Annotated in this window: 16 protein-coding genes; 9 read left to right on the top strand and 7 right to left on the bottom strand. The window is 63.7% G+C overall.

Features of this window, described 5'->3' with window-relative positions; all coding sequences use genetic code 11:
* Window positions 1-55 precede the first annotated feature (55 nt).
* The gene (locus D6Z24_RS02135) at window positions 56-1,141 is read left to right on the top strand and encodes a class I SAM-dependent methyltransferase (RefSeq protein ID WP_129124889.1); all 1,086 of its coding nucleotides are present in this window, start codon (window positions 56-58) and stop codon (window positions 1,139-1,141) included.
* Here the strand turns inward: D6Z24_RS02135 and D6Z24_RS02130 are convergent.
* Both D6Z24_RS02130 and ercA read right to left on the bottom strand, forming a co-directional pair.
* A complete protein-coding gene (locus D6Z24_RS02130; RefSeq protein WP_129124888.1) occupies window positions 1,138-3,162 on the bottom strand; it encodes a hybrid sensor histidine kinase/response regulator in 2,025 nt (674 codons plus the stop codon). The genes D6Z24_RS02135 and D6Z24_RS02130 overlap by 4 nt on opposite strands.
* Complete coding sequence (gene ercA, locus D6Z24_RS02125) at window positions 3,146-4,306, bottom strand: alcohol dehydrogenase-like regulatory protein ErcA (protein ID WP_129124887.1); 1,161 nt, start codon at window positions 4,304-4,306, stop codon at window positions 3,146-3,148. Before ercA ends, D6Z24_RS02130 begins: the two co-directional genes overlap by 17 nt.
* A 572-nt stretch (window positions 4,307-4,878) precedes the next feature.
* Here ercA and D6Z24_RS02120 point away from each other — a divergent pair.
* The 6 genes from D6Z24_RS02120 to D6Z24_RS02095 all read left to right on the top strand — a co-directional run bounded on the left by D6Z24_RS02120 (window position 4,879) and on the right by D6Z24_RS02095 (window position 10,173).
* A complete protein-coding gene (locus tag D6Z24_RS02120; RefSeq protein ID WP_129124886.1) occupies window positions 4,879-6,960 on the top strand; it encodes a methyl-accepting chemotaxis protein in 2,082 nt (693 codons plus the stop codon).
* A gap of 170 nt (window positions 6,961-7,130) precedes the next feature.
* The gene (locus D6Z24_RS02115; protein ID WP_129124885.1) at window positions 7,131-7,313 is read left to right on the top strand and encodes a MerR family transcriptional regulator; all 183 of its coding nucleotides are present in this window, start codon (window positions 7,131-7,133) and stop codon (window positions 7,311-7,313) included.
* Between the two features lie 47 nt (window positions 7,314-7,360).
* A complete protein-coding gene (locus D6Z24_RS02110) occupies window positions 7,361-7,912 on the top strand; it encodes a MerR family transcriptional regulator (protein WP_129124884.1) in 552 nt (183 codons plus the stop codon).
* Between the two features lie 104 nt (window positions 7,913-8,016).
* Complete coding sequence (locus D6Z24_RS02105; protein WP_129124883.1) at window positions 8,017-8,442, top strand: four-helix bundle copper-binding protein; 426 nt, start codon at window positions 8,017-8,019, stop codon at window positions 8,440-8,442.
* A 61-nt stretch (window positions 8,443-8,503) separates the two neighbouring features.
* Window positions 8,504-9,685, top strand: a complete 1,182-nt coding sequence (locus D6Z24_RS02100; RefSeq protein WP_129124882.1) for a hypothetical protein — start codon at window positions 8,504-8,506, stop codon at window positions 9,683-9,685.
* A gap of 38 nt (window positions 9,686-9,723) precedes the next feature.
* Window positions 9,724-10,173, top strand: a complete 450-nt coding sequence (locus D6Z24_RS02095) for a YbhB/YbcL family Raf kinase inhibitor-like protein (protein WP_129124881.1) — start codon at window positions 9,724-9,726, stop codon at window positions 10,171-10,173.
* A 53-nt stretch (window positions 10,174-10,226) separates the two neighbouring features.
* On the opposite strand, the gene D6Z24_RS02090 is transcribed toward D6Z24_RS02095, so the two are convergent.
* Window positions 10,227-10,634 (bottom strand): bacteriohemerythrin, encoded by a 408-nt coding sequence (locus D6Z24_RS02090; RefSeq protein ID WP_129124880.1) that lies wholly within the window; start codon window positions 10,632-10,634, stop codon window positions 10,227-10,229.
* Between the two features lie 72 nt (window positions 10,635-10,706).
* The gene (locus D6Z24_RS02085; protein ID WP_129124879.1) at window positions 10,707-11,078 is read right to left on the bottom strand and encodes a hypothetical protein; all 372 of its coding nucleotides are present in this window, start codon (window positions 11,076-11,078) and stop codon (window positions 10,707-10,709) included.
* Between the two features lie 165 nt (window positions 11,079-11,243).
* Between D6Z24_RS02085 and D6Z24_RS02080 the strand changes: the two genes are divergently transcribed.
* Window positions 11,244-12,350 (top strand): lipid II:glycine glycyltransferase FemX, encoded by a 1,107-nt coding sequence (locus D6Z24_RS02080; RefSeq protein WP_129124878.1) that lies wholly within the window; start codon window positions 11,244-11,246, stop codon window positions 12,348-12,350.
* A 133-nt stretch (window positions 12,351-12,483) separates the two neighbouring features.
* Window positions 12,484-12,681, top strand: a complete 198-nt coding sequence (locus D6Z24_RS02075; protein ID WP_129124877.1) for a rhodanese-like domain-containing protein — start codon at window positions 12,484-12,486, stop codon at window positions 12,679-12,681.
* A gap of 163 nt (window positions 12,682-12,844) precedes the next feature.
* Here D6Z24_RS02075 and D6Z24_RS02065 read toward each other — a convergent pair whose 3' ends face one another.
* From D6Z24_RS02065 to D6Z24_RS02055, 3 genes are read right to left on the bottom strand one after another with little or no spacing between them, the layout of a single operon-like run.
* The gene (locus D6Z24_RS02065) at window positions 12,845-14,470 is read right to left on the bottom strand and encodes an ArnT family glycosyltransferase (RefSeq protein ID WP_129124876.1); all 1,626 of its coding nucleotides are present in this window, start codon (window positions 14,468-14,470) and stop codon (window positions 12,845-12,847) included.
* Window positions 14,445-14,735, bottom strand: coding sequence for a lipid-A-disaccharide synthase N-terminal domain-containing protein (locus tag D6Z24_RS02060; RefSeq protein ID WP_129124875.1), 291 nt, complete (start codon window positions 14,733-14,735; stop codon window positions 14,445-14,447). Before D6Z24_RS02060 ends, D6Z24_RS02065 begins: the two co-directional genes overlap by 26 nt.
* Window positions 14,735-15,445: a glycosyltransferase family 2 protein gene (locus D6Z24_RS02055; RefSeq protein ID WP_129124874.1), complete on the bottom strand. Its 711-nt coding sequence runs from the start codon at window positions 15,443-15,445 to the stop codon at window positions 14,735-14,737. Before D6Z24_RS02055 ends, D6Z24_RS02060 begins: the two co-directional genes overlap by 1 nt.
* Window positions 15,446-15,496: the final 51 nt, after the last annotated feature.

Here is a 15,496-nt window from a genome sequence, read left to right as displayed (position 1 = left end):
CCTTTCTCATTGGAGCCTCTTGCCAAGGCGGCCCCGCCGCGCTAGAGTGTCGGTCATGCCCGATGCCGTCCGCCGCCACTACGAGCTTTACCCCTACCCGAGTTATCCCCTCTTTGCCTCGGTGCGCCGCGCCGACACCTACGCGAACAACCTCGACGCCCTCTGGTCCCTCTTCAACGGCGGACTTCCACCGACCGATCTCGCCCGCATCCTCATCGCCGGGTGCGGCACCTTCGCCCCCTATCCTTTCGCCGTCGCCAACCCGAAGGCCCGGATCACCGCCCTCGACCTCTCCGAGTCGAGCCTCAAGCGCGCCCGGCTGCACTGCCTCGTGCACGGGGTGACCGGGGTAGATTTCGTGGCCGGGGACCTCCTCGACCCGGCGCTCGCCGTCGGCCCCTACGGTTTCATCGACGCCTACGGGGTGCTGCACCACCTTCCGGAGCCGGAAGCGGGGGTGCGCGCGCTCGCCGCGCGCCTCGGGGAAGGGGGGATCATGAGGGTGATGGTCTACAGCCGCTACACCCGGCGCGAGGAGGATGCCATCCGGCGTGCGCTCAGGCTTTTGAAGGTGAAAGAGCCCGAGGCGGTTAAAAGGATGGTGGCGCGCAGCGCAAAAGGCTCCCGGCTGAGGGAGTTCTTCGAAAGTTCCGGCGAGGTGGCGAGCCGGGCGGGGCTCGCCGATGCCCTGCTGCATCCGCAGGTGAAAAGCTATCGCATAGGGGAGCTGATGGAGCTCGTCGCGGCAAGCGGGCTCACCCCGCTTCGTTTCGCGCACCGGGGCGCCCTCCCGGAGCCGGAGCGCGAGGTGGAACGGATCCTGACTATGGAGAAGGAGAAAAAGTCCCCCGGGAACTTCGTGCTGTACCTCGGGCGCCGCGTGAAGGGCCCTTGCCCCGACTCGAGCGCGGTCTTTCGCCTGAACCCCTGTCTTCTCCCGGCCCTTTCCCCCTGGCGGCTCACCCCGGTTCACATCCCGGGGCGGTTCGGAAACGAAAACGGCCCCCTAAACGGTGCGGAACGCCGCTTCCTGCGCCGCTTCCGTCGCCCCGTTACGGCGGCCGAACTCTCCCCTTCCGATCTCAAACGCGCCGGCAGCTACGCCGACCGTCTCTTCCTTTTGCGCTGCCGCGAGTTCTAGCGGTCCAGCATCTCCCGCACCTTTCTTAAAAGATCGGCCGGGCGCACCGGCTTCGTCATCAGCTCGGTGCCCTCCTCCAGGAGGTCGCGGCTCTTGATGATGTCCATGGTGTAGCCGCTCGTGTAGAGGACGCGCGCCGACGGAGCGATCCTGCGGATGGCGCCGCAGGCCTCTTTGCCGCTCATCCCCGGCATCACCATGTCCATGAGGATGAGGGCGATCTTCCCCTCGTTTCTTGCGAAGGTGTCGACGGCGACGGCGCCGTTTTCCGCCACCAGCACCTGATACCCGGCGCCGGAGAGGATCTGCTCCAGGAGGGTGCGCAGGTTCGCCTCGTCCTCGACCACGAGGATGGTCTCGCTCCCGCCGCGCGGGTGCTCCAGCTCCCTGAGCGCTTCGGCCGCCTCGAAGGCGGAGGGGCTGAGCGGCAGGTAGATCTTGAAGGTGGTGCCAAGGCCCGGCTCGCTGTAGACGTTGATGAAGCCGCCGTGCTGATTCACGATGCCGTACACGATGGACATGCCGAGCCCGGTCCCCTTGCCCAGCTCCTTGGTGGTGAAGAAGGGTTCGAAGATCCTCCTGCGCGTCGCCTCGTCCATCCCGCTGCCGGTGTCGGAGATGGAGACCACCGCGTAGGGGCCGGGCGAGCCGGCGTCGTTGGCATCGACGAACCCCTGGTCGATGCGCTGCAGCGACGTGGAGACGGTGAGTAGCCCCCCGCGCGGCATGGCGTCGCGCGCGTTGGTGGCGAGGTTCACCAGCACCTGTTCGATCTGGTTGCTGTCCATCTCCACCGGGAGCGGGTGCTCGGGAAGCTGCGACTTGAGCTGCACGTCCTCCCCGATGATGCGGGAGAGGAACTTTTCCACGCGCCGGATCACCTCGTTCAGGTCGACGGTCTGCGTCTTTATCACCTGCTTCCTGCTGAAGGTGAGCAGGCCGGCGGTGAGCTGGGCCGCCTTATCCGCGGCCTCCATGATCCGCTCCACCTGCTCCCGGTGTCCCGACGCCAGGGAGGGATCGCTTCTCAGCATGCTGCCGTACCCCATGATGACCATGAGGATGTTGTTGAAGTCGTGTGCCACCCCGCCGGCCAGCTGCCCGATCGCCTCCATCTTCTGGGATTGCAGGAGCTTCTCCTCGAGCTGTTTCTTCTCGGTGATGTCCTCGGCGATGCCCAGGAGGTAGCGAGCCTTTCCATGGTCGTCCATGAGGGGGATCTTCTTCGTGTGCAGGATACGGTTCCCGGCGGCGGTGCTGATCACCTCCTCGGGGATCTCGACCAGTTCACCCGACTCGAGGGTCTCCCGGTCCTTGGCGCTGAAGAAGTCGGCCTGCTCGCTTGGGAAGAGGTCGTGGTTGCTCCTGCCGAGGATCTCCTTGCGGGAAAAACCGAGGAGCTCCTCGCCGTACTTGTTGATGGTGATGAAGCGCAGCTTCGCGGCGTCCTTCGCGAAGACCATGGCGGGGATGTGATCGACCACGTTCTTCAGGAACTCCTCGCTCTGGCGCAGCGCCTCCTCGACGGCGCGGCGGGTGGTGATGTCGCGCGCCACCGCGAGGACGTATGCCTTGTCGCGAAACTGCGTCCGGTTCAGGGTGAGCTCGGCCCAGAAGCGCCCGCCCCCTTTTTTGTGCAGCTCGGTGACGATCAGTTCGCGCGGCTCTTCCCGGCGCTCCGGGGCGCGTATCAGCGCTTCGGCGCTGGAATGCCGCAGGTCGGATACCTCGAAGAGGGACTTTGCCAGGAGTTCCTCGCGGCTCCATCCCGTCTGGCGGCAGGCGGAGTCGTTCAGGTCCACGATCCGGCCGGTCACCGTTTCGACGAGGAAGATGGCGTCGTTGCTGTGATCGAGGAACGCCTTCAGCCGTTCCAGCTCCTCGAGGCGGTCCTGGAGTTCGGGGTAGTAGGTCTTGCGCAGCGAGTTCTCCCCGAAACCCGCGAGCTTGCGCTGCAGGGTCTCGAGGGAGTCGAGGTCGTCGCGTGGGGGGGAGTCGGGCGGATCAGAGGGATTCTTCATAGACGACCTCTATGTCCCTCTTTGAGGCGCGGCGCGGGTTGGTGGCCATACAGGGGTCTTTCAGTGCGTGCTCGCTGTACTGCTTGAGATCGTCGACCCCGACTCCCACCTCGGCCAGGGTGCGTGCCACGCCTGCCTGGGCCTTCATCGAACGCACATGCTCGATGAGGAGCTTCTTCTTCTGAAGGACGGGAATGCCGCGCAGGTCGAGTCCCATCGCCTGCGCGATGCGCTCGAAGCGTTCCGGAGCGGCGTCGAAGTTGAAGTCGATGACGTGATCGAGAAGGATGGCGTTGCATTCGCCGTGCGCGAGATCGAGGGCGCCGCCAAGGCTGTGCGCCATGGCGTGGTTGGCACCTAGGATCGCGTTGGAGAAGGCGAGCCCCGCCTGCAGGCTCCCCATCATCACCTGGCTCCTGAGCTCCTGGTCCTCCGGGTTGCGGATGCTGGGAATGAGGCTGGAGGAGAGGATCTTTACCGCTTCCAGCGCGTGCAGGTCGGTCATCGAAGAGCTGGCGGTGGAGACGAAGGCCTCGATGGCGTGGGTCATGGCGTCGAGACCGGTGCAGGCGGTGAGGTACGGATCCATCGTGGTGAGGGTGATGGGATCGATGAGGGCGATGTCGGGCACCACCGATTTGCTGATGATCGCGATCTTGACCCGTTCGAGCGGGTTGCTGATGATGGCGAACTGCGAGACGTCGGCCGAGGTTCCCCCGGTGGTCGGGATGCAGATCAGGGGAGGCATGGGCGCCTTCACCATGTCCACCCCCTCGAACTCGAGGATGTGCCTGTGGTTCGAGGAAACGATGCCGATCCCTTTGGCGCAGTCGATCGGGCTTCCCCCCCCCACCGCCACGATCACGTCGCAGCGCTCCTCGCGGTACAAGGCGACCCCGGCCATGACCTCCTCGGCCTTGGGGTTGGGGGTTAGTGCGGTGAAAAGGACGTAGGGGAGCCCCTCCGCCTCGAGGCTCTTGGTGACATCGGCGGTCCATCCCGCCCGGACCACGCCGGGGTCCGAGACCACGAGCACCTTCCGGCCGCCGAAGTTCCTGGCATAACGCCCGGCCAGTTCTCTAGCACCTGCTCCGAAGATGAATTCGGGTGCGAGAAATTTCCTCAGTTGCAGACCTTCCGCCATCTCCTGTCTCCCTGTTTCTGCACTACATGCAATTCACACAGAAGGATTAAGGCTGATAAATCTTTGACAACCACCGTAGTATAGCAACATTCGGTTTCGATTACTACTGCTCCGTCTGATAGACGTGTCGGGGGAATTGCTCGGAAACTTTAAGGAAAAAGCGCAGCGGTCGCCAAGTGAAGCAGGCGGCTTCGCTATGCTTTGCAAAGCTGCCGCGTATCCATATCGGTGCAAGCAGACGGGCAATCCCGTCGTTGGAAGATCCGTTGATGAGTCAGTGAGGTCCGGCACTATGACAGCGTCAGGGGGAACGAAAAAAAATTATGGGATAAATCGAGGCTAAGTATACGAAATGTCCCGGGTGACGCGAAGAGGGGGGGCGCTCGTGGGAGGTAAGGCGAAAAAAACACCTTAACTTCTGCAGTTAGCGGACGATATCGGTCTGCATTGAACCCGGATTGGCCGGGGTACTGTCACGACGGCGGAGGCGGGCGCGCCCCTCGCGTCGTCGGACGTGTTTCCTGCCGTATCGCATCACACACGCTGCCCGGCGTGAAAAAAAGGAGAAAGATGTGAGCTTTTTCAAGAACATGAAGATCGGTAAGAAGCTGTACCTAGTCTTTTCCATAATCATCGTGCTTGTCGCCACCCTGGTGGCGGTGGCTTACCTGAACCTCGCCTCCCTCGGCAAGGCCAACAGGATGAACGTCCATACCTACCAGGTGACCGAACAGGTCGGGAACCTGCTGACCGCCCTGGTGAACATCGAAACCGGCGAACGAGGCTTCGCCCTCACCGGGGAGGACAAGTTTCTCGAGCCGCTGAACGCCGGAAAGACCGATTTCTCCAAGGCATGGGAGGAGGCGAAGCGCCTCACCTCGGACAACCCGAAGCAGCAGGAGCGCTTGACGAAACTGTTCCAGTCCAAGGAGGACTGGCTGAAGGTCGACGTGGAGCCCCTCATCGCCCTCAGGCGGCAGGCCGGGAGCGGGGCCGGCGTGGAGCAGGTGGTGCGGATGGTGCAGCAGGCCAAGGGAAAACAGTTCATGGACGCGATGCGCGTCGTCCTGGCCGACATGCAGAAGGAGGAGATGTCACTCCTTGCCGTGCGCATGAAGGACGCCGAGGCGCTCGAGGCGAGGACCAAGGCGATCCTCGTGGGGGGCGGCATCCTGTGTGCCGTGCTCGCCTTCATCTTCGCCACCATGGTGGCCAACGCCATAACAAAGCCACTCGGCAGGGCGCTCGATGCGGCGAACAAGATCGCGTCGGGGAACCTGAACGTGAACCTCGACGCCGACTCCGAGGACGAGTCGGGCCAGTTGCTTGCCGCGCTCAAGGGGATGACGGAGCGCATCCAGGCGCTCGTCGACGACGCGAAAGCCCTTTCCCAGGCGGCCGTGGAAGGAAAGCTCGGGACGCGCGCCGACGCGGGGCGCCACGAGGGGGACTTCAGGCGCATCGTCGAGGGGGTGAACCAGACCCTGGACGCGGTGATCGGCCCGCTGCAGGTGGCCGCCGAATACGTCGACCGCATCGCCAAGGGTGACATGCCTGCACCGATACGGGAGGATTACCGCGGCGACTTCAACCAGATCAAGGAGAACCTGAACCAGCTGATCGCCGCCATCTCCGCGATCACGAGCGCGGCGAAGGAGGTGGCCGGCGGCAACCTCACCGTTCAGCTCGAGGAGCGCTCGGCGAACGACGAGCTGATGCGTTCCCTCTCGAGCATGGTGTCGAAGCTTTCCGCGGTGGTCACCGACGTCAAGGAGGCCGCCAACAACGTGGCCGCCGGCAGCCAGCAGATGTCGTCCGGGTCGCAGCAGCTCTCCCAGGGGGCGAGCGAGCAGGCGGCCGCGGCGGAGCAGGCCTCTTCCTCCATGGAGGAGATGTCCTCCAACATCAGGCAGAACGCTGACAACGCCATGCAGACCGAAAAGATCGCCGTGAAGTCCGCCCAGGACGCCCAGGAAGGTGGCAAGGCGGTGGCGCAAACGGTGCAGGCGATGAAGGACATCGCCGGGAAGATCTCCATCATCGAGGAGATCGCGCGGCAGACGAACCTCCTGGCGCTGAACGCGGCGATAGAGGCGGCCCGTGCCGGTGAGCACGGCAAGGGGTTCGCCGTGGTGGCAAGCGAAGTGAGAAAGCTCGCCGAGCGCTCGCAGAAGGCGGCCGCCGAGATCTCGGACCTCTCCTCGACGAGCGTGGAGGTGGCCGAGACGGCGGGTCAGATGCTGGACCGCATGCTCCCGGATATCCAGCGTACGGCGGAACTGGTGCAGGAGATCTCCGCCGCCTGCAAGGAGCAGGACAGCGGCGCGGCCCAGATCAACAAGGCGATCCAGCAGCTCGACCAGGTGATCCAGCAAAACGCCTCGGCGAGCGAGCAGATGTCCGCGACGGCGGAGGAGCTCTCTTCGCAGTCGGAACAACTGCAGGCGACCATCGGTTACTTCAACATAGGGCAGGAGCGCGGCGCCAAGGCGGCACCGGTGCGCTGGAAGGAGCCGCAGCCCGAAGTGCGGCCGGTGCGTAAGGAAGCCCCGGCCAAGGCGAAGGGAGGGAGGAACAAGCTCACCCAGTCCGGCCCGGTGACCGGTGCCGAGATCAACCTGAACGATCTCGACGAGCAGTTCGAGACCTTCTAGCGTACGGCGGCAACGTCTGCTGGAAACAGGGAGGCCCGACGGCAAGCGCCGTCGGGCCTCTTTGCCGTTTTGCCCCTAGTCGAATTTATCTTGACCCGTCTACCGCTTCACGGTTTAGTATCCCCGACTGTCATGGCCATGACGCCACCAAATATAAAAGGAGCGAGACTATGAGCAAGGTAACGGTAGACGAGTGGACCGCCCGGTTCCGGGCCATCGGGCTGGACGACGCGGCCATGGAGAAATGGCACCGCCTCTTCGAAACTGAGAATCCGGAGGGGCACCAGAGTTTCCTCGAGTGGCTGGGGCTCCCCGCAGAGCGGATCGCCGCCATCCGCGCGCACCACGCCTAACCTGCCGGCCCCGGGCGCCCGGGGCCGCTTTTTTCGAAGGAGCAGGCATGTACCGCATCAGCCAGCTGGCAAAGAGGTTCGGGCTTTCCCGGAGCACGCTTTTGTACTACGACCAGGAGGGGCTTTTGTCCCCGAGCGAGAGGAGCGAGGCGGGGTACCGCCTCTATTCGGAAGGCGACCTCGACCGGCTCGCCGCCATCGCCTCGTTCCGCAAGGCCGGTCTCTCCATTGACGAGATCCGCGCCATCCTCGCCGCCCCGGAAAAAGGAGAGCGCTCGGTCCTGCAGCGTCGGCTCGCCGCGATCGGTGAGGAGATCAGGGCGCTCAAGGCCCAGCAGAGCCTGCTCGCCCGCATGCTCCGGGTCCAGTCGGGAGAGTCGCTCCCGGAGAGCATGGACAAGGAAACCTGGGTCGCCATGCTGCGTGCGGCGGGCATGGACGACAGGGCCATGGAGACCTGGCACGCCGAGTTCGAGCGTCGCGCCCCCCAGGCGCACCACGCCTTCCTCCTCTCACTGGGCATCGGCGCAGAGGAGGTGCTGACCATACGGAGGCTCTCGGAGTCGGCCTGGGCCGGCGCCGAGGGGAGGGTGCCTTAGCAGAAAAAGGGCCCTGCTTGTCCCTGTCCGCATTGAATTCTCCGGCAAGGTGATTAGAATGTGCTAACTGTTGTGCCGACATTCCAACCACAAAGGAGAAGCCCATGAAGACATCCGAAATGTTCGCCGCCCACCCGAGAAAACTCACCATGGACGTCACCGCCGTGACCGAGTGCATCAGCTCTCTCGTCGAGTGTGCCGACGTCTGCACGAGCTGCGCCGATGCGTGCCTTGGTGAGGCGACGGTGCAAAACCTCACCAAGTGCATCCGCCTGAACCTCGACTGCGCCGACATCTGCCAGACCACCGCGCGCGTCCTGTCCCGCCAGACCGAAGCCGTCCCCCAGCTTTTGAGGACGCAGCTTGAGAGCTGCGCCGTCGCCTGCCGCCTCTGCATGCAGGAGTGCGAGGTGCACTCCGAGATGCACCAGCACTGCCGTATCTGCCGCTCGTCCTGCCAAAGCTGCGAAAAGATCTGCCAGGATCTGATCTCCCGCCTCTCCGAAGGGACCAGGACCACCTTCCTCTGACATGCTCCGGGGCGGCGCGAGCCGCCCCTTCCAGCGCGGTTTTCGAGAGAGGAGGTGGCGGATGAGCAAGCTTGCCTGTAACGTGGCCGCGTACCGTCCCGATCCGGTGATGCTGGCGGCAAGGTTCGATACCCGGCACACCGAGACGCTCCTGGCCGAGGCGGAACGGCTCCTGGAGCGCTGCATCGCGGACTTCAGGGAGTACGCCGCGCTGGATCGTGCCTGGCAGGAACTGAGCCACGACCTGTCCATCCTGGAAAAGGAGCTGGAGCTCGACCGGCAACGGGTCGAGTCGATGGAGCCGAACGAGCGGGAAGTCACTGCGCAAGAGGAGCCGGTCCCTCCGCGGGAGGAGACGCAGGAACAGGTACCGGGCGCTGAGACGGAAGCGGCGCCGCCGGCGGCGGAAGAAGAGGAGGCGCAGGAGGAGCCGGAAAAAGCCGAGGCGACCGGCATGATCGGCCTGCGCGGTGAGTCGATCCGGCGCAGGAAGGAGCTCGCCGCTCCGGGCGGCCCCCTGGCCATGAACGAGCAGCGCGACCTGGTGTTGAAAAGGCTATGCCGAGACTACGAGGCGGCGCTGGACCGGATCGCGGTGGCCGAGGAAGGGCTCATGCGCATCTACGGCCACGACGCTCCTTCGCCGCTTGGTTCCTGGTCCGAGACCTTGGGGGCGTCCATCGCGAGCTGCACGATCTGGACGCGCGACGCCCTGGAGTGGATCGCTTGCTACCAGCGCAGGGAGCAGGCCTTTACCCGCGCCTTCTCGGTACGCGCCCTGATGAACCGCAACGCGTGGGGACAGCTAAGGCACGCCCGTGACAGTTTCGCCGTGCGCGTGCAGGTGCCGCCGGAGCTTTTCCAGGGGCTCGAGAACTGCCGCTTCCGCGGCGTGAGCGCGTCCCTTCTGGGCGAGGCGGGGGCGGTCCCCTGGTCTGCCCTGGTGCGGCTTCCGGAGCGGGGGGTGTATTTAAGGCGCGGGGAGCGCGTGGAGGTGGACCAGAGGGGGCTTCCGCCGCTGCTCCTCGGGCGGGTGGAGAACCGCCGCTCGGTGCGGCGCTCCGAATTCTGCGGCATGGCGACCCACGAGAACGCGAGCCCGGTGGGGAAGGGGGCGAACGACGGGCTCTGGTCCGTCGAGCTCTTCCGGCCGGCGGGTGCCACGAGTGAGCAGTTCGCCCAGGTGGAGGATCTGGTGGTGGAGGTGAAGGTCTGCGGCGTGCCGCAGGAAGGCGTGGAGTAACAGGCGGGCCGGCGAAGGCCGGTCAAAGGGGGTGACTCATGGGAGAGATGCGGTTGACCAGCCCGGCCTTCAAGGACAACGGGCGCATTCCGGCAAGGTACACCTGCGATGGTGACAACATCAACCCGGAACTTAGGATCGAGCACGTGCCGGACGGCACCAAGTCCTTGGCTCTGGTCATGGAAGACCCGGACGCCCCGAACGGGCTCTGGGTGCACTGGATCCTTTGGAACATGGGGCCAAGGACCACCGAGCTCGTGGAACAGGCGGAGCCGCGCGAGGTGGTGATCGGCAAGAACAGCTGGGGGCACAACCAGTACGGCGGGCCCTGCCCCCCCTCCGGCACCCATCGCTACGTCTTCCGGTTGTACGCGCTCGACACGACGCTCGAGCTGGCGGGGACGGCGAGCAAGGGGCAACTGGACGTGGCGATGCAGGACCATGTCATCGAGGAGGCTGTGCTGACGGGGCTCTACGGCGGAGAGTAGCAAACAGGGAGTGGGAAAAGCGGCGTCCGGGATTCTTGCCGGACGCTTTTTTTTTACAACCGGGCCACTTCGGTCACGTACTGGGCAAGGGAGCGGTCCGTGTTCTGGATGTGCGCCACCAGCCAGTCCTTTAAAAAGACGAGGACGTCGATGGCGACGAAGGATTCCCCCGCCTCGAAACGGTCCCTGAAGTTGTGGATGGACTTGATGAAGGTGCGGTGGGCGGCGGTGTGGGCCTTCGCCGCCGGGTAGCGCGCCTCGTGCATCAGCGCTTCCTCGGTGCCGAAGTGGTACTGGGTATAATCCAGAAGTTCCACCACTATGTCATGCAGTTCGTGGGTGTGGTCGTGCTGCATGAGCGCGTTGTAGCAGCGGTTCAGGATCTCCACCAGCTTTTCGTGATCGGCGTCGATCCGCTGCACTCCCAGGATCAGGGTTTCATCCCATTCAACCAGCGTCATTAGTCGCTCCGGCTTATTAGTGGTGCTGCTTTCCATCCTTATCGGCGCGCTCGCGCCGTAACTGAAATCTCCCTACTTGAAGGCGATCACGTCGAGCCGGCCGTAATCCCCGCGCTGCGCCTTCATGGTGCGCCGCTCGAAGGCGATCTCCCTTCTTTTCTGCTCCTCAAGCCCCTCCTGTGCGCCGGTGGCGCCGACCCTGGAGAGTGCCTGTTGCAGCACGAAGCCTCCGGCCAGCAGCGAGGCGAGGGCGTACCTGCGCTTGGCGAGAAGCCCGACGGCGCCGGCTAAAAGCAGGTACGCAGGAGGGTCAAGCACGAAGTCGAGCAGGGCATGCGCCCCGAGCCTCACGTTCAGGCGCCGCAGTTGCGGGTCGAGGTTTTCTCTTTGGTCTTCGCGGAAGTTCAACGGCCGCTCGGCCCATTCGGTCAGTCTTTCGCCCATGACTCCCTCCTTGCCCGGGAATTGGCAACGACAAGTATCTTAGCAGGGCGCGTACTTTCCTCAACAGGATTGTTTGATTTTGTACGGTGCCCCCCCTCTTGACTTGGAACAGGCGACGGATAGAGTAAGACGTTGTTAATTTTTGGGGTGTCAGGGAGGTCGGCAGTGGCTATTGACGTTTCCCGCGAAGCGCTCGAGGCAGACCTCGGCAGCGGGGTGAGTCTCATCGATCCGCTGCGCAACCATCGCTGGGACCGGTTCGTTAACTCCCATCCCTACGGCTGGATCACCCACCTCTCCGGCTGGAAACGGGTGCTGGACAACAACTTTCCGCACATGTGCGGCTATTACCTGGCGCTCACCGCCCCCGGCGGCGGCATCAAGGCGGCTCTACCTATCTACGCGGTGCGGAGCTGGCTGACCGGCCGGCGCCTGGTGAGCATCCCCTTTGCCACCCTCTGCGATCCGCTGGTCTCGGAGCCGTCCGAGATGGAGATTTTGTGCGACGCGGTGCTGCGGCTTGCCGAGCACCTCGAGATCCCGCGCATCGAGATCAGGACGGCGCAGGCGCCACACCTGCTCGATCGGGAAAGGTTCCGCACCGACTGCGGTCTAAAGCACCACTTCATCAGGCTCTCCCGCGACCCGGAGGAGGTCAGGATGCGCTTCCACAGAAGCTGCGTGCGGCAGCGCATCCTTCGCGCCGAGCGATCGGGGCTGAACATCATCCGGGGAAGGCGCGAGAGGGACCTGATGGACTTCTACCTTCTGCACCGGGGCATGAGGAGGAAAAAGGGGCTTCCCCCGCAGCCGTACGCCTTGGTGAAGTCGCTCTGGCAGACCTTCTCCGGACAGGGGTTGGCGGAGCTCCTGCTCTGCCGCAAGGGTGCCGAGACGATCGCGGGGGTGCTGCTTTTCAACTACAAAGGACGTGTCTCCATCGAGTACTCCGCGATGAACACGGACCATATCAGCTGCAGCCCCCTGCATTTCCTGCTCTGGAACATCATCAAGGACGCCTGCCGCGCCGGGTACCAGCGGTTCGACTTCGGGCAGACCAAGGAGCAGAATAAAAGCCTGATGGACTTCAAGTCACACTGGGGGACCGAGATACTGGATCTTCCCCACTTCCTCTACCCAAGCGACTCTGAGCTCTCCCCCCCGATATACGACCGGTCGCTGGCGAGGAAGGCTTTGCATTACCTTTGCAACAAGGCGCCGGATACGGCGCTTGCCTATCTCGGGGAGTTCTGCTACCGCCACATGGGGTAGCGCTGCCTCCCGGGCGAAGCGCTCCGGCGGCAGGTGTCGGCAGCTTCGGATGCCGACACCGGACCGCCAGGAGGTGGGAGACAACAGCAGCAGTGGTCCAGGGGCCATCCTAAGGGGATGGAAGGAGGAAGTCATGGCCGAGGTGAAAAGGATCCAAGTTCAGGAGGCGCGCAGGAAGGTGCAGGACGGGGAGGCCCTCTTCGTCTGTGCCTACGACAGCGAGGAGATGTGCGGCGGAATCCGCCTGGAGAAGGGGCTGACCATGGGAGAGTTCAACGCGAGGCTCCCGGAGATCCCGAAGGAGAAGGAGATCATCTTCTACTGTAATTGACCGCAGGAACACACGTCTGCCGGTCGGGCAGCGGAGTTCCAGGAGATGGGGTTCAGCAAGGTGTCGGCGCTCAAGGGTGGCGTGAACGCCTGGAAGGAGGCGGGGTTCCGGTAGAAAGGGTTGAAATGCAAAAAGGGCCCTCCGATGCCGGAGGGCCCTTTCCTTATTCGTACTTCTCCTCCGCTTGCCGCGCCGCACCGGCTTCTTTCAGATAACGGTCGATCCCCTTACGGTTCCAAAGTACCACCTGTTTGCTCCTGAAAGGCTGCAGGAAGAAACACTCCCCCGCATCGATGGGCCGCTTGTCCGGCTCGTACGTGATGAGGGCAACCTTGTCGTGGGTCGCCACGTATGCTCCGACCTCATCCGCACTCCTAAGCTCCACCAGGGGGCGCTCCAACCTCCCCATGAAATGAAACTGACCGTGGTACTTGTCGGCGTGCAGCACCTCGTACCCTTCGGCCTGCTTCTCCCTGATCGCCTGAGCGATTGGGTGCAGGTCGTAGCGCATGAACATGGCCTGCCCCCCCAGCAGCACGAGCGCGCAGCAGGCAAGCGAGGCGGCGGCCACCCGGGTGACCAGGGCGGGCATGGTGCGGGGACGCAGGCAGAAGAGGAGAGCGCCGACCAGGGCGAGGCCGCCGGCCGCCCACCTCACCTCGTCCAGATCGAAGTGTCTGAGCACGCGTCCTTGATTGATGAACGAGGCGGTGAGCAGGCCGGCCCCCAGGATCAGGTATAGGAGCGCTATGGGGAGCCTCCAGCGCGCGACGTCCCCCTGCTCCTGGGCGATGCTCTTCGCCATGAGGAGGCTGAAGGCAGGAAGCACCGGGATCAGGTAGTGGACCTGCTTGCCGGAGAGCAGCGAGAAGACGAGGAGGCTCGCGCCGCCCCAGATCATGACCATGCGCGCCCCCGGATCTGCGGTGAGTCTTTTCCAGGCGCGCCAGGCCGGGGGGAACAGGGTCCACGGCAGGAGCAGGGTCGGAATCCAGGGGAGGTACCACCAGATGGGGCGCCTGTGGGCGAAGGAGTTGGCCATCCGGTTCACCGTCTGTCCCCAGAGGATGGCGCGGCGGTAGGTTTCGCCGCCGGTCAACGCCGCGGGGATGAGCCAGAAGGAAAGAACCCCGATGCCGATCACAAGGGAGAGCGCAATGGAGGCGTACCACCTGCCGGCGGGGCGCTCACCGGGTGCCCAGAAGGGTGCGAAGAGCGCGACCGGAAGGACGTAGACCAGAACCACGGGACCCTTGGTGAGGATGCCCAAGCCTATGGCGATGCCTAGCTGAATGAACCAGAAGAGGCGCTGCTCCTTCACCGCCGAGATCACCGCGTCCACCGCGAGCAGCACCCACAGGGTGAGCACGACGTCGAACATGATCACCGCGGACCACAGGAGGTAGGAGAGCATGGAGGCGAGGACGAGCGCGGCGTAGCGGGCGACCTGTTCGTCCTGCCAGAGCCTCTTCGCGATCCGGTGCACGAGGGCCACGTTCATCATGCTGAAGATGAGGGGGATGAAACGGAGCGTCCCTTCGTTCACGCCGAAAAGGAGCCAGTCGAGGTTGAAAAGCCAGAAAAGCAGCGGGGGTTTGTGGGAGTAGGGGAGTCCGTTTTGCAGCGGGACGATGTACGACCCCTTGTTCCACATCTCCCACCCGACCGAAAGGTAACGGGTTTCATCGACCGGGAAGTACGGGAGCAGAAGGGAAAATGCGATGACCGGAAAGGCAAGGATTGCGAAGGGAAGCCAGCTCTGACTACTCCATGGTTGACGCTGCGGCATCTTTCTTTTCCTTGTGGATGAAGAAGAGGTTTCTGACGTAGACCGTGGAGCCGAAGGCCTGTCCCAGGATGAACACCGGGTCCTTGCGGTACAGCGAGTAGACCAGGAGGATCAGCGAGCCGAATATGCTGAAGTACCAGAACGATTCAGGGATGACGCTCTTTCTCTTCCGTTCGGTGGCGATCCACTGCACGACGAAGCGCATGGTGAAGAAAAACTGCCCGGCGAGACCGATGCCTACCCAGGTTTTCTCGGAAAGCGTCATCAGTCGAGCCTCGTGATCTTGACGTTTTTGGCGCGCATGCGAAGCCAGCAGACGCCGAAGATGTCGACGATGCCGACCCACAACCTGTTCAGCGTGCCGTACTTGGAGACCCCGGCGGTGCGCGGACGGTGGTGCACCTCGACGGAGATGACGTCTCCACCTCTCATCCTGATCAGGGCCGGGAGGAAACGGTGCATGTGGTCGAAGAAGGGGAGCTCGAGAAAAGCGGCGCGGTAAAAGACTTTGAGGCCGCAACCGGTGTCCGGGGTCTCGTCCCTCAGGAAGAAGCGCCGGTAGGCGTTGGCGATCCTGGAGCTTATGATGCGCCAGGGGGAGTCGTCCCTCTTCTTGCGGTAGCCGGCCACCATCTTGAGGTTGGGGTTGGTGCTGTTCCGGATCGCCTCGATCATCTTCGGCAGGTCGGCGGGGTTATTCTGGCCGTCACCATCCAAGGTCCCGATCAGGGTGCCGCCGGCCTGCTTGATACCGGTCGCAACGGCGGCGCTCTGGCCGTAGGCGCGGTCGTGTTGCACCACCTTCAGGGAAGGAACGGACTTCTTCAAATCAAGCAGCCGCGCATGGGTGTCGTCGGTACTGCCATCGTCGACCACCACGATCTCACAGTCGAGGCCGGTCGCCACGATTTCCTGGACAAGGGACTCTATGTTCTCTGCTTCATTGTGGGCAGGTATCACTACCGAGATGTTCATATGGGTCTTTGCTTTTTGGAATAATATCTGTTGTTTTGCGAACCGTGCACG

The sequence above is a fragment of the Geomonas oryzae genome (genome assembly GCF_004117875.1).
GTDB lineage: Bacteria > Desulfobacterota > Desulfuromonadia > Geobacterales > Geobacteraceae > Geomonas > Geomonas oryzae.
Note: the sequence above shows the minus strand (reverse complement) of the source record. Positions and strands in the feature narration are given on the sequence as shown.